This window comes from Lacimonas salitolerans, assembly GCF_042677865.1.
GTDB lineage: Bacteria > Pseudomonadota > Alphaproteobacteria > Rhodobacterales > Rhodobacteraceae > Lutimaribacter > Lutimaribacter salitolerans.
Map to the genome: position 1 here is coordinate 42,060 of NZ_JBHUDD010000043.1, position 13,155 is coordinate 55,214.

12 protein-coding genes are annotated in these 13,155 nt (G+C 65.0%); 6 read left to right on the plus strand and 6 right to left on the minus strand.

Annotation, left to right across the window (positions count from 1 at the left end; all coding sequences use genetic code 11):
* The 4 genes from ACFTOW_RS06395 to ACFTOW_RS06410 form a co-directional block, all read right to left on the minus strand.
* Complete coding sequence (locus ACFTOW_RS06395; protein WP_379914228.1) at positions 1–492, minus strand: lysozyme inhibitor LprI family protein; 492 nt, start codon at positions 490–492, stop codon at positions 1–3.
* Positions 489–1,652: an isovaleryl-CoA dehydrogenase gene (locus ACFTOW_RS06400; RefSeq protein ID WP_379914229.1), complete on the minus strand. Its 1,164-nt coding sequence runs from the start codon at positions 1,650–1,652 to the stop codon at positions 489–491. The genes ACFTOW_RS06395 and ACFTOW_RS06400 overlap by 4 nt, the downstream gene beginning before the upstream one ends.
* A gap of 166 nt (positions 1,653–1,818) precedes the next feature.
* Entirely contained in the window at positions 1,819–3,012 is a 1,194-nt protein-coding gene (locus ACFTOW_RS06405; RefSeq protein WP_379914230.1) for a DegT/DnrJ/EryC1/StrS family aminotransferase, read from the minus strand.
* A gap of 76 nt (positions 3,013–3,088) precedes the next feature.
* Positions 3,089–3,754: an HAD-IA family hydrolase gene (locus ACFTOW_RS06410; RefSeq protein WP_379914231.1), complete on the minus strand. Its 666-nt coding sequence runs from the start codon at positions 3,752–3,754 to the stop codon at positions 3,089–3,091.
* Positions 3,755–3,886: 132 nt separating this feature from the next.
* Here ACFTOW_RS06410 and glmU point away from each other — a divergent pair, with 132 nt between their 5' ends.
* Genes glmU through ACFTOW_RS06425 form a run of 3 tightly spaced genes read left to right on the plus strand, consistent with a single transcriptional unit; the run spans position 3,887 to position 7,757 of the window.
* Entirely contained in the window at positions 3,887–5,242 is a 1,356-nt protein-coding gene (gene glmU / locus ACFTOW_RS06415) for a bifunctional UDP-N-acetylglucosamine diphosphorylase/glucosamine-1-phosphate N-acetyltransferase GlmU (RefSeq protein WP_379914232.1), read from the plus strand.
* Entirely contained in the window at positions 5,242–7,065 is a 1,824-nt protein-coding gene (gene glmS, locus ACFTOW_RS06420; protein ID WP_379914233.1) for a glutamine--fructose-6-phosphate transaminase (isomerizing), read from the plus strand. Before glmU ends, glmS begins: the two co-directional genes overlap by 1 nt.
* Positions 7,062–7,757: a DNA alkylation repair protein gene (locus ACFTOW_RS06425; RefSeq protein ID WP_379914234.1), complete on the plus strand. Its 696-nt coding sequence runs from the start codon at positions 7,062–7,064 to the stop codon at positions 7,755–7,757. Before glmS ends, ACFTOW_RS06425 begins: the two co-directional genes overlap by 4 nt.
* Positions 7,758–7,842: 85 nt before the next feature.
* Here ACFTOW_RS06425 and ACFTOW_RS06430 read toward each other — a convergent pair whose 3' ends face one another.
* On the minus strand, positions 7,843–8,328 hold the full coding sequence (locus tag ACFTOW_RS06430; RefSeq protein WP_379914235.1) for a hypothetical protein: 486 nt from the start codon (positions 8,326–8,328) through the stop codon (positions 7,843–7,845).
* Between the two features lie 82 nt (positions 8,329–8,410).
* On the opposite strand from ACFTOW_RS06430, the gene moaA reads away from it, so the two are divergent.
* From moaA to ACFTOW_RS06445, 3 genes are read left to right on the plus strand one after another with little or no spacing between them, the layout of a single operon-like run.
* Positions 8,411–9,418, plus strand: a complete 1,008-nt coding sequence (gene moaA, locus ACFTOW_RS06435) for a GTP 3',8-cyclase MoaA (protein WP_379914236.1) — start codon at positions 8,411–8,413, stop codon at positions 9,416–9,418.
* A 4-nt stretch (positions 9,419–9,422) separates the two neighbouring features.
* A complete protein-coding gene (locus tag ACFTOW_RS06440) occupies positions 9,423–10,616 on the plus strand; it encodes a 3-deoxy-D-manno-octulosonic acid transferase (protein ID WP_379914237.1) in 1,194 nt (397 codons plus the stop codon).
* Positions 10,613–11,704 carry a capsular polysaccharide export protein, LipB/KpsS family gene (locus tag ACFTOW_RS06445; RefSeq protein ID WP_379914238.1) on the plus strand — a complete coding sequence of 364 codons (1,092 nt, stop codon included), beginning with the start codon at positions 10,613–10,615 and terminating at the stop codon, positions 11,702–11,704. Before ACFTOW_RS06440 ends, ACFTOW_RS06445 begins: the two co-directional genes overlap by 4 nt.
* On the opposite strand, the gene ACFTOW_RS06450 is transcribed toward ACFTOW_RS06445, so the two are convergent.
* Positions 11,694–13,142, minus strand: coding sequence for a polysaccharide pyruvyl transferase family protein (locus tag ACFTOW_RS06450; protein WP_379914239.1), 1,449 nt, complete (start codon positions 13,140–13,142; stop codon positions 11,694–11,696). The genes ACFTOW_RS06445 and ACFTOW_RS06450 overlap by 11 nt on opposite strands.
* Positions 13,143–13,155: the final 13 nt, after the last annotated feature.

Below are 13,155 nucleotides of genomic sequence, written 5' to 3' on the forward strand. Positions count from 1 at the left end.
TCAGCCGCGCGGCAGGCGCGCTTCCAGCGCCAGTGCCTGTTCGCCTGTCAACCGCATCAGGCAGGCCGCGCCCGCAGGCCCGGCCCCCGTGCCGCCGCCCCATGTGCTGTATTCATAGGCACAGGCCGCATCGCGAAACGTGATCCACGCCCGCTGCATGTCGCGCAGCGCCTCGGCCTGCCCGCTGGCGGGCCGGCCCGCCTGCTCCATCTCGGCATCCTGGGTGCGGGACTGCGCCATGACCGCGCCATAAGCCGTGTTCAGCCGGTCGTCCCAATAGCTCAGCTCCCGGTCCAGGCACCCGCCCATGCCCACGGTGCTGTGACCGCCCGGCGTCTCTTCCATGCACCGCTGTGCGGACAGGCCGATGCAGTCGCGCGGGGAGTCCGCAATCTCAAGACAGGCCTCGACCGCCCGGGGCGAGAATGTCAGCTCCTGCGCCGCCGCCGCGCCCGGCAAACAGGCCAGTATCGCGCCCAAGGGCCACCTCATCTCATCGCCGCCATCATCTCGCGGCCCACCAGCATGCGCCGGATCTCGGATGTGCCTGCACCGATCTCCATCAGCTTGGCATCGCGGAAGATCCGCCCCACTGGGTTGTCGCTCAGGTATCCCGCACCGCCAAAGGCCTGCACGGCCTGGTGCGCCACGCTCATCGCCACTTCGGATGCATAAAGCACGCAGGCCGCCGCATCCTGTCGCGTCACCTCGCCCCGGTCGCAGCTCTTGGCGACCTCGTAGACATAGGCGCGCGCGCTGTTCATCGCGGTGTACATATCCGCCAGCTTGCCCTGCATAAGCTGGAAGTTCCCGATCGGCTCGCCGAATTGCCTGCGCTCCGCCATGTAGGGCATGACCTCGTCCAGACAGGCCGCCATGATGCCGGTGCCGATGCCCGACAGCACCACGCGCTCGTAATCCAGCCCTGACATCAGCACGCGCACGCCCTTGCCCTCGTCGCCCAGCACATTCTCGAACGGCACCTCGCAGTCTTCAAAGATCAGCTCGCCAGTGTTGCTGCCCCGCATGCCCAGCTTGTCGAAATGCGGCCCCTGGGTAAAGCCGGTCATCGCCTTCTCGATCAGAAAGGCCGTGATGCCCTTCGACCCCGCCTCGGGGTCGGTCTTGGCATAGACCACCAGCGTATCCGCGTCCGGCCCGTTGGTGATCCAGTACTTGCTGCCGTTGAGCACATAGTAGCCGTTGCGCTTTTCCGCGCGCAGCTTCATCGACACCACGTCCGACCCGGCGCTGGCCTCAGACATCGCCAGCGCGCCGACATGCTCGCCCGAGATCAGGCCGGGCAGATACTTGCGCTTTTGCTCTTCGGACCCGTTCAGCTTGATCTGGTTCACGCACAGGTTGGAATGCGCGCCATAGGACAGCGACACGCTCGCGCTGGCCCGCGCGACCTCTTCCACCGCGATGGTGTGGGCCAGATAGGACATGCCCGCGCCGCCATAGTCCTCGTCCACCGTGATGCCCAGCAGGCCCATCTCGCCCATCTCGCGCCACAGGTGATGCGGAAAGGTATTGGTCTGGTCGATCTCTGCGGCCAGCGGCTTGATCCGCTCCTGCGCAAAGCGGTGCACGCTCTCGCGCAGCGCGTTGACATCCTCGCCCAGGTCGAACTTCATCGTGGCGTTGAACATGCGGGGCCCCTCCCAGGGTTTATTGAACACTTGTTCATAAAATGCCACCAAAGCACGGCCTGCGTCAAGCGCGCAGGTGTCCTGCCTTCATCTTGCCAGGTAAACTCCGGGGGTGTGGGGGCAGGGCCCCCACCCGGGCGTGGCCCGGAACGGGCCGCGCAATCCCTCAGCCACCCTGCCAGACAGCGCCCGCCTCGGCCCGGATGATCCGCGCGATCAGTCGGCAATCCTCGACCGAGAATGTCAGCGGCAGGCGCATGTCGATCAGCCCGGCAAGCACCCGGTCGGTGGCGGGCATCGGCTGTGACGGCGCATAGCGCCAGCTGTCATAGCGGCTGGTGAACCCCACCGGCTCGGCCCCGCCGAACCATTTCAGCTCGACACCGCGCGCGGCGCAGCGGCGCAGCACCTCCTGCACCTTCTCGGCGGCCCAGTCCAGCAGCAGGAACTGGATCGACGATCCGACAAAGTATTCATCCTCGGGCCGGTCCACCACGGTCAGGCCGGGCGTGTCGCGCACCCCCTCCTCGACCGCCCGATAGCGCGCGTTCCAGCGGTCGCATTGCGCCGCCAGCCGCGCCAGTTGCGGCCGCAGGATCGCCGCGCGCAGGTGGTCCATCCGCCCCGAGACGTTGGGCGTCTCATACCGCACCTCATCGAACGCCTCGGGCCCCGGGGCCGCCAGATGCCGCCCGTACAGCATGTAGGATCCCGACAGCATCACCGCCCGCGCCATGACCTGCGCGTCATCCGTCACCAGCAATCCGCCCTCGCCCGAGTTCAGATGCTTGTAGGTCTGCGTGGAATAGCAGCCGATCACCCCGTCGGTGCCCGACAGCCGCCCGCGCCAACGCGCGCCCATGGTATGCGCGCAATCCTCGATCACGCGGATTCCCGCCGCGTCGCAGATTTCCATCAGCCGGTCCATGTCGGCCAGATGCCCGCGCATGTGGCTCAGCATCAGCACATCGGCCTGATCCGCCTTGGCGGCCAGATCGTCCAGATCGATGACCAGCCCTTCGGTTACGCCGACGAACACCGGCACGGCGCCGACGCTGGCAATCGCCCCGGGCACCGGGGCCAGCGTGAAGGCGTTGGTCAGCACGCGGTCGCCATGCCCCACCCCCAGCGCACGCAGGGCACAGGCCAGCGCATAGCCGCCCGAGGCCACGGCAAGGCAGTATTTCACCCCCATCGCGGCGGCGAATTCCTGCTCCAGCAGCGCCACCTCGCCCGGCTCGTCGCCTGCGACGTTGTAGCGGTGCAACCGGCCTGTGCGCATGACGCGCACCGCCGCCTCGATCGCCGCGTCGGGGATCGGTTCCTGCTGGGTGAAGGTGCCGCGAAATATCTCTGTCATAAGGCAAGACATGCGCCAAGCCCCACGATCCGTCAATGTCGCATCGCCGGTTTTTCGGCACGCGACCGCGCAGGGCCTAGCCCAGCAAGCGCGCAACCACGCCCGGCAGTTCGTCAAAATGCGCGATGCTCGCCTCGGGCTGCAAGTCCAGCACCGCCTGCCCGGATGGCCCGAAGGTGACAAGCACCGATGGCACCCCCGCCGCGCGGGCGGTGTCGCGGTCGGTTTGCGTGTCGCCGATCAGGCAGGCGCGGGCCATATCGCCCCCGACCCGGCGCACCGCCTCCAGCAGCGGCGCGGGATCGGGCTTGCGCACCGGCAATGTATCGGCCCCGATCAGCGAGCCAAAGGCATCGCGCACGCCCAGCCGCGTCAGCAGGATCTGCGCCAGACCCTCGGGCTTGTTGGTGCATATACCAACCGAAAGCCCGGCCGATTTCAGCGCCTCGACCGCATCCATCGCGCCGGGATAAAGCCGCGTGTGCACGTCGATCGCATCGCCATAGGCCTGCAACAACACCGGGTAATACCGCGCCACGCGCAGTTCGACCTCGTCGCTGCCGACGCGCCCCAGCCCCAGCCGCAGCATCGCGCGCCCGCCGTGAAACGCGGTCAGCGCATCATTGCCCGGGTCCAGCACGTCGCCCAGCCCCATGTCGCGGAAACAATGGTTGGCGGCGGCGATCAGATCGCCGCTTGTATCGGCCAGCGTTCCGTCCAGATCGAAAATAACCGTTCCCATGTCATCCCTCTCCCCAGCGGCGGAAAACCGCAACCCGTGTCACATTCGGCAATCTCAAGTGATCCCTGCCCGGCTTGCGTGGCAGGCGCAAGCCCGTATAACGGCCAAAAGGCATTGAGAATGAGTAGTGATATGACCACGGCATTGATCGTCCTCGCGGCCGGCATGGGCACGCGCATGAATTCCGACCTTCCCAAGGTGCTTCATCCGGTCGCAGGTGCGCCCCTGCTGATCCACGCGATGAAATCGGGCGCGGTGCTGGAGCCTGCGCAGACCATCATCGTGGCGGGCCACGGCGCGGACGCGGTGACGAAAGTCGCGCAAGACTGGGACGAGGGTGCGCAGATCGTGCTGCAATCCGAACAGAAAGGCACCGCCCATGCGGTCGACATGGCGCGCGATGCGCTGGCCGGTTTTGACGGTGACGTGATCGTGCTGTATGGGGACACGCCCTTCATCCGGCCCGAAACCCTGCAAGCCATGCAAAGCGCCCGCGCGGCGCATGATGTCGTCGTGCTGGGGTTCCAGGCCGCCGATCCGGGCCGCTATGGCCGGTTGGTGATGGCGGGCGACACTTTGGACCGGATCGTGGAGTTCAAGGACGCCACCGAGGATGAACGCGCCATAACCCTGTGCAATTCCGGCGTCATCGCCGCCGATGCCACCACCCTGTTCGATCTGATCGCGCAGGTGGGCAATGACAATGCCAGCGGCGAATACTACCTGACCGATGTGATCGCCCTTGCCCGCGCGGCCGGGCTGTCGGCCACCGCCGTGACCTGCGATCAGGCGGAAACACTGGGCGTCAACAGCCGCGCCGAACTGGCCGGGGCCGAGGCCGCGTTTCAGGCCCGCGCCCGTGCGCAGGCGCTGGAGGATGGCGTCACGCTGATAGCCCCTGACACCGTTCATTTCGCCCATGACACCGTGCTGGGCCGCGATGCGCTGGTGGAACCCAACGTCGTCTTCGGGCCCGGCGTGACGGTCGAAACCGGGGCCACGATCCGCGCCTTTTCGCATCTTGAGGGCTGCCATGTCAGCCGCGGCGCGGTGGTCGGCCCCTATGCGCGGCTGCGCCCCGGTGCGGAACTGGCCGAGGATGTGCGCGTCGGCAATTTCGTCGAGATCAAGAACGCCGTGCTGGACGAAGGGGCCAAGGTCAACCACCTGTCCTATATCGGCGATGCCCATGTGGGGGCCGGGGCCAACATCGGCGCGGGCACAATCACTTGCAACTATGACGGGGTGATGAAACACCACACCAAGATCGGCGCGGGCGCGTTCATCGGGTCCAACACCATGCTGGTGGCCCCGGTGCAGGTGGGTGCCGGGGCGATGACGGCGTCAGGCTCGGTCATCACCCGCGACGTGGGCGATGACGCGCTGGCGCTGGGTCGCGCGCCGCAGGTGGAAAAACCCGGCATGGCCGCACGTCTGTTCGAGATGCTGCGCGCCAAGAAAGCCAAACGCGACAAGGGAGCAAAATAATGTGTGGTATCGTCGGAGTTCTGGGCACGCACGAGGTCGCGCCTACCCTGGTCGAAGCACTGCGCCGGCTGGAGTATCGCGGCTATGACAGCGCAGGGATCGCCACGGTCAACGCCGGTGTGCTCGACCGCCGCCGCGCGGTGGGCAAGCTGGTGAACCTGTCGGATCTGCTGGTGCATGACCCGCTGCCGGGCAAATCCGGTATCGGCCACACTCGTTGGGCCACCCATGGCGCGCCCTCGGTGGCCAATGCCCACCCCCACCGCTCGGGCACCGTGGCCGTGGTTCACAACGGCATCATCGAGAATTTCCGCGACCTGCGCGCCGAACTGGCCGGTCTGGGCCGCCAGCCCGAATCCGAGACGGACACCGAAACCGTGTCTCTGCTGGCCGCGTATTACATGGATCAGGGCGACGATCCCGTCACCGCAGCCCGCCGCACCATCGCCCGGCTTGAAGGGGCCTTTGCGCTGGTCTTCCTGTTTGACGGGCAAGAGGATCTGATGGTCGCCGCCCGCAAGGGCAGCCCGCTGGCCATCGGCCATGGCGAGGGCGAGATGTATGTCGGATCGGATGCCATCGCCCTGGCCCCGATGACCAACCGCATCACCTATCTTGAAGAGGGCGACTGGGCCGTCCTCACCCGCGCAGGCGTGGAAATCCGCGATGCGCAGGACGCGCTGGCAAACCGGTCGGTCAAGACCATCCGCCTGGATGCCACCCGCATCGACAAGGGCGGGCACAAGCATTTCATGGCCAAGGAGATCGCCGAACAGCCCCATGTGATCGGCGAGGCGCTGAATCACTACCTGACCGCCGACGGCCGCGACATTGCCCTGCCCGACAGCCTGCCCGATTTTGCCACCGTCAACCGGCTGACCATGGTGGCCTGCGGCACCGCCTATTTCGCCTGCGTGACGGCGAAGTACTGGTTCGAACGTATCGCCAGATTGCCAGTCGAGGTCGATATCGCATCCGAGTTCCGCTACCGCGAACCGCCCGTCACTGATGGCACCGTGGCCCTGTTCGTCAGCCAGTCGGGCGAAACCGCCGACACGCTGGCCGCCCTGCGCTATACCGCCGACAAGGCCGCGCATGTGATGTCGGTGACCAACGTGGCCGAAAGCTCGATCGCACGCGAAAGCGGCACCGCCCTGCCGATCCTTGCCGGGGTCGAGGTGGGCGTTGCCTCGACCAAGGCGTTCACCTGCCAGTTGACGGTGCTTTACCTGCTGGCGCTCAAGGCCGCGCATCAGCGCGGTGTTCTGGACGACGCGGCCCTGGCCGACCGCCTCTCGGCGCTGCGCAGCCTGCCGGGCATCGTCAATCAGGCGCTGGGGCAGGACCGGTCCGCGCGCAAGGTCGCCCGCAAGCTGGCCGAGGCCGATGACGTGCTGTTCCTGGGGCGCGGCCTGATGTACCCGATCGCCATGGAGGGTGCGCTGAAACTCAAGGAACTCAGCTATATCCACGCCGAAGCCTATGCATCGGGCGAGCTGAAACATGGCCCCATCGCCCTGATCGACAAGAAGATGCCGGTGGTGGTGATGGCCCCCAAGGACGCGCTGTTCGACAAGACCGTGTCCAACATGCAAGAGGTGATGGCGCGCGGCGGCAAGGTCACCCTGATCACCGACGAGGCCGGGCTGGCCGCCGCAGGGGATGGCGTGTCGCAGGCGCTGGTGATGCCCACGGTGGCCGATGATCTGGCCCCGATCCTCTATGCGATCCCGGCGCAGCAACTGGCCTATCACAGCGCCATCGCCAAGGGCACCGACGTGGATCAGCCGCGCAACCTGGCGAAATCGGTGACCGTGGAATGACGCCGCAGGACGCGCTTGACCAGTTGCACGCCGCCGCCGACCCCGGCCGCGCCGAGGGCATGGCCGCCTATCACAAGGTGCCGCGCCCCTATCTGGGCGTGCGCAACGGCGTGCTGGACGATCTGGCCAAGGGCTGGCGGCAGGGTCTGAGCGTGCCCGAGCGTGTGGCGCTGGCCGCGGGGCTGTGGGACAGCAACATCTACGAGGCGCGAATTGCAGCGGCCAAGCTGCTGACGCAGGCGCGCATCCGGCCCGACGATGGCCCGGTCTGGGACCTGATCGTGTCATGGGTGCCGGACTTCGACAGTTGGGCCATCGCCGATCACGCGATGATGGCCGGGCAGAAACGGCTGGTGGCCGACCTCACGCGCATCGAGGTGGTCGAGGGCTGGACGCAAGGCACGGCCCACTGGACCCGCCGCGCCGCCATGGTCATCACCCTGTCCTATGCCAAGCAGAACCACCCCAAACCCGACGAGGCCGCCATCCGCGAACGCGTGCTGGGCTGGGCCGCCACCTATGTGCGCGACCCTGAATGGTTCATCCAGAAATCCGTGGCCTGGTGGCTGCGCGACCTGTCCAAGCATGACCCGGACCGCGTGCGCGCCTTCATGGCCGACAATGGCCGGCACATGAAACCCTTTGCCCGCAAAGAGGCCGAGAAATACCTGCCGAAACCGCAAGCTGATTAAGCCTCGCGCCCTCGCCCGGTCCCCGTAACCGCTTTCTTTCTCAAGAAAGCGGGCCGAAATCTGCTACAGATTTCGGCACCCCGTCTCAGCCTTCGACTGACACCCGCACTTCGGGCAGTCCAGTCAGGGGTGCCCCGATCAGGCGCATGGCCGACAGCGAAATGCGGCTGCCGCCCGACTCTGGCCCCTCAATCGGGATCAGATCGACCTGCGCGCTTTGGCCTTCGAATTCGACCCGTCCCTTGGCCGGCGCGCTGACCAGCGGCGTCTCCAGCCAAAAGCCCGACCGCGCCGGATCCCCCAGCGACGCGACCGTCACGCCCAGATCGCGCGCGCCCGAGGCCGCGGGCGCCGATGCGGCTTGCCGTTCCTCGTCGGTGGTGGTGTCCAGCGCGTCGGCTGTGCGGGCACCCGACGGGGGCCGCGATGCCGGACCCGGACGCGCAACAGGGCGCACTTCGTCTTGCGGGGCCTGCGCGTCGGGCCGCTCGGACCGCTCGGGTTGCTCGGTGAACAGCGCACAGCCAGAGCCAAGGCTCAGCATCACGATGGGGATCAGGATTTTCTTCATGACGGTAGGATAGCCTCATCGCGGGGACCGGCGCAACGCAATCCCCCTTGCCCCGGCCAAATCCCGCGCTTACCTTCCGCCCATGACAGATGCCCCCCTCATAGATCCCTTCGCGCGCCCGATTTCCTACCTGCGCGTCTCGGTCACCGACCGCTGCGATTTCCGCTGCGTCTATTGCATGTCCGAAAACATGACCTTTCTGCCCAAGAAAGAGCTGCTGACGCTGGAAGAACTGGATCGCATGTGCACCACCTTCATCAAGATGGGAGTGGAAAAGCTGCGCATCACCGGGGGCGAGCCGCTGGTGCGGCGGGGAATCATGGGGTTCTTCGACGCCATGACCCGCCATCTCGACAGCGGTGCGCTGCGCGAACTGACGCTGACCACCAATGGCAGCCAGCTTGACCGCTTTGCCGCCGACCTCTTTGCCGCCGGGGTACGCCGCGTGAACGTGTCGATGGACACGCTGGACGAAAAGAAATTCGCCGACATCACCCGCTGGGGCCGCCTGCCCCAGGTGCTGCGCGGCATCGACGCCGCACAGGCGGCGGGCCTGCGGGTCAAGATCAACGCCGTGGCTCTGAAGGGTTTCAACGAGGATGAGCTGCTGCGCATGACCGAATGGTGCGCCGCGCGGGACATGGACCTGACCTGGATCGAGGTCATGCCGATGGGCGACATCGGCAACGAGGACCGGCTGGATCAGTACTGGCCCCTGCGCGACCTGCGTGCCACGCTGGGCCAGCATTACACACTGACCGATCTGGCCGAGCGCACGGGCGGCCCCGCGCGCTATGTCCGGATCGAGGAAACGGGCCAGAAAATCGGCTTCATCACGCCGCTGACCCATAACTTCTGCGAAAGCTGCAACCGCGTGCGCCTGACCTGCACCGGCGAGCTGTACATGTGCCTGGGCCAGGAGGACATGGCCGACCTGCGCGCGCCCCTGCGCGCCAGCCCTGACAACGCCGCGCTGGAACAGGCCATCCGCGCCGCCATCGCGCGCAAGCCCAAGGGCCATGATTTCGACTATTCCCGCCAGTCGGTCGATGGCCGCGTCACCCGCCACATGAGCCATACGGGCGGGTAACTCCGTGACACCGCCTCTGGTCAGCGCATATCGCGGCGTCACCACGCTCGCCCCTTGGTTGCTGGCCGGACTGGCCCGCCGCGCCCATGCGCGTCAAGGCGCACCGGCCCACCGTCTGACCGAACGCCTTGGCCGCGCGACGCTGGATCGCCCGGCTGGCCGGCTGATCTGGCTGCACGCCGCCTCGGTCGGAGAGGTGCAATCGCTGGTCGCCCTTGCCCCACTGCTGGCCGATGACGCAAAGCTGCTGGTCACGACCGCCACCCAGACCGGGGCCGGGCGCGCCGCCAGCGCCTTGCCGCCCGAAACCCTGCATCAGTTTCAACCGATCGACACGCCTGCACCTGTCGCGAGGTTCCTGTCGCACTGGTCCCCCGATCTGGCCGTGATGGTCGAGGCCGACATGCCCCCCAACATGCTGTCTGCCCTGAACCGGCGCGGCATTCCCGCCGCCCTGATCGGCGCGCGCCCGTCGAAAACGCGGCGGCGCTTTCCCAAAACCGCACGCGCGCTTCTGAGCCGTTTCGATCTGATCACCGCCAGCGCCGCATCGGTCGCGCAGGAAATGACCGCGCTAGGCCTGCGCGTGGCCGTGGTCGAGGATCTCAAAAGTGCTGCACTGCCCGCATCCGCGCCCCGTCCGGACTGGTCGCGCGCGCCGGAGGCCCGAGCGACATGGCTCGCCGCCTCGACCCACCCCGAAGATGAAGAGATCGTGTTCGCCGCGCATGACGCGCTTCTGGCCAGACACCCGGACACCCTGCTGCTGATCGCGCCGCGGCATCCGCGCCCCGACCGGGGCTGGCTGCCCGCGCGGTTCCGGGCGGTCTGGCACTCCGACGGTCTGCCCCCGCAGCCCGACACCAATGTCTATGTCATGGATGCCTTCGGCCAGATGCCCGGGCTGCATGCCGCCACTTCGGTGTGCCTGATCGGCGGAACCTTCGGCAATCGTGGCGGCCACAGCCCGTGGGAAGCAGCCGCCGCTGGCAATCACATCCTGACCGGACCGGATATCGGCAACAACAAACCGGCATTCGACAGGCTGGCACATCACATCGTCCAGACCCCGACCGAGATGACTGCCGCCATCGAACGCGCCTGGACCCTGCCGCCCAACACCCCGCCCGAAACGCTGGCAGCGCCCACACAAACCGCCGCCGCCCTGCGGGCGCTGATAAAAGGAAGGGTCGCGTGACACCTTGGCTCAATATCGCGCTGGCGTCCAAACTCTGCCAAGCCTCGCGCAGAACGGAACTTGAGGCTTTGCTGCAACACCGGACGTCAACCTCAAGAAAGCCCGATGTTATCGTAGCCACGCCCCGGCGGTTCCTTTCCCTGCGAAAACTCGTCAAACCGAATGACGCCGTCGACGCCATGCTTCGCATCATGCACACCTGCTTTGCACAAAGCCGCGAATTGGGGCTGGACTATACGCTTGCGCTGTCGGATCACCCCACCGCGTTGCCTTCGGCGAAACTGTACCTGTCGCATCACACGATCAATTCACCGGCTTTCGAAGTGATCGCATCCCGAGGCACAACGATCCGGCATTTCAAGGCTGCCGATCTTCCGGGGTATACGTGCCTTGATCCCATGGGGTTTGCCGGATGGTCATCACTTGCGGACAAGCAGGCGGCGGATTTCGACCAACCAGATCGTGCAAAGGCCGAGATCGACGCATTCTACATGCAGTCCAAGGCCCAAGTGTCATCTGGAGCACAGTCCAAGTACAAGCAATCCCGGATCGCCGAGGACCTTCCACCGAAGTTTGTTTTCGTGGCTCTGCAGACGATAGGCGACATGGTACAGCGTCAGGCCTACATGCCTATGTTGACAATGCTTGAGCTGGTGGTTGAACGCTTCTCGGGTACGGAAATCCAGGTGGTGATCAAACGTCATCCCAAATGTAGCAGCACCCGAGTCACCAAGGCGCTTAAGGCTTTGCAGAATATGCCCGGCGTCAAGATAACCACCAATTCGATCCACAACATCTTGGCACGCGCCCAAGCGATATTCACCGTCAATTCCGGCGTCGGCGGCGAGGCCATAATTTACGATCTCCCGCTGTACTGCTTTGGCAAGGCGGATTACGCCGCAGTCGCACATCAGGTGCGGAGCCGGGATGACCTGTACAGGTTGACCACCCCTATAAGACCGGCCTGCACAGATATGCAGCGCAGGAATTTTCTTTTCCACTACAGGAATATCTACCAGATTCGCCACAACTCCGATCTTCCTGACCGTTTGCGTCAGTTGATCGCCGAGAAGGCCGTCAGCCGCTGAAATCCGTCAAACCCGGTGTCGTCGCCGACAGGCGGGCAAGCTCATGTTTCACCGCACCGTCTGCTGCGGCCATTTTCCGCAAAGTTGCAGTCGACCGGTCTCGATCTTCGAGTATCCCGTCCAGAAGCGGGGCCAGAATGGCCAGCATTGACCTGTTCTTGCCCAGACGTTTGCCAGGCAAGGCGCGGCTTGGCTTCTCGCCTTTGCCGCGCCCGAAGGCATGATACCGCGCAAGTATCTCGGGCGTCAGACGGTACGGCGGAAGGCCATCCTCGAATTTGTCCAGCCGTTCGCCATTGATGATACCGGCAATGTGATGTTGCGCGCGAAGGATAGTCTCGCGGATTAGGCGGACTTGCGCAGCGATTGCCGCGCGCTCTGACTGCTCGTTCGCCGACACCTCGACTGCCTCGGTCACGATCGCATCGATGTCGGCAAACCGATGAACCGGTCGGCTCGAACCCAAAAGAGAGGCCAATCCCTCGTTCTTGAACGAATTGCCCGTGAGAATAATGTTCGGCGTGCCTGCCGCTGCGGCCAAAATCGACATGTGATACCGCCCCGACAACAAAAATTTGCACTGCGCAAACAGGCCGGTGACCTGCGCATATCTTGCATTGAACGGGACTTGGGCATAGGTTCCGCGCTTCCATTTCAGCAATGCGCGCAGTGTCATCCTATAGTCCCGCGACAAGGCGAGCAGCGGCTTGAGCCCGGTGGCCTCGCGGATCATTTCCACCTGTTTCATGATAAGCGCATAGCGATCCGGGTCTTTCAATGCCGACCCGGACACCGCAAAGTAACCCTCTCCTTGAGCAAGAGGGGTCTTGGGCAGGTCGGCCTTGGGCGACAAGAAAGCCAAATCTGGCACATAGGCCGCATCTGTCACGCCGTTTTGACGTGCAAGCGCAACGGATGCGCCCTCGCGAAACCCTGAAAAGTCAAAGCTTCCAAAAGCTTCACTCGCGTTTTTCCGCACGACCTCTTCGTGAGAATAAAACGACTGATTCAGGGAAATCACCATGCGGTTCCACGCATGCTTTGCCACGAATGGCAACAGCATAAGACGCGGTCCTCGGGCGAAATTCGCCCCCAAACCCATCGTACCTTCGGCCTGAAACACGACCAGGTCGGAACGTTTGACAATGTCCGCCCAAAAGCCATACCGCTCGACGCACGCCTGCTCAAGATACCTCAGAGATGAACCGGCCTCGGCTGTCTGCTGCGAAACCTTGGTAAAGGCACCATAGACTTTATCTAGCTCTTGGTCGTACCGCACATCAACACGCGAGGACGGCAGCAGCGGAACGAAACTGAAGTCAAGAGCCTCGTCCGACGCAAAGCACCCTGCGATGAACTTCACAAGCTCGACGCTGGTGGCCTGACACCCCCAATTGCCTCGAAATCCTGTGAAGTTGATGATCGCGATGCGCTTCATATCCGTGCATCCA

Bases quoted from the DNA above. Each gene is read 5' to 3' on its own strand.
- ACFTOW_RS06395 (WP_379914228.1), bottom strand. From the start codon at position 492: ATGAGGTGGCCCTTGGGCGCGATACTGGCCTGTTTGCCGGGCGCGGCG.
- ACFTOW_RS06400 (WP_379914229.1), bottom strand. From the start codon at position 1,652: ATGTTCAACGCCACGATGAAGTTCGACCTGGGCGAGGATGTCAACGCG.
- ACFTOW_RS06405 (WP_379914230.1), bottom strand. From the start codon at position 3,012: ATGACAGAGATATTTCGCGGCACCTTCACCCAGCAGGAACCGATCCCC.
- ACFTOW_RS06410 (WP_379914231.1), bottom strand. From the start codon at position 3,754: ATGGGAACGGTTATTTTCGATCTGGACGGAACGCTGGCCGATACAAGC.
- glmU (WP_379914232.1), top strand. From the start codon at position 3,887: ATGACCACGGCATTGATCGTCCTCGCGGCCGGCATGGGCACGCGCATG.
- glmS (WP_379914233.1), top strand. From the start codon at position 5,242: ATGTGTGGTATCGTCGGAGTTCTGGGCACGCACGAGGTCGCGCCTACC.
- ACFTOW_RS06425 (WP_379914234.1), top strand. From the start codon at position 7,062: ATGACGCCGCAGGACGCGCTTGACCAGTTGCACGCCGCCGCCGACCCC.
- ACFTOW_RS06430 (WP_379914235.1), bottom strand. From the start codon at position 8,328: ATGAAGAAAATCCTGATCCCCATCGTGATGCTGAGCCTTGGCTCTGGC.
- moaA (WP_379914236.1), top strand. From the start codon at position 8,411: ATGACAGATGCCCCCCTCATAGATCCCTTCGCGCGCCCGATTTCCTAC.
- ACFTOW_RS06450 (WP_379914239.1), bottom strand. From the start codon at position 13,142: ATGAAGCGCATCGCGATCATCAACTTCACAGGATTTCGAGGCAATTGG.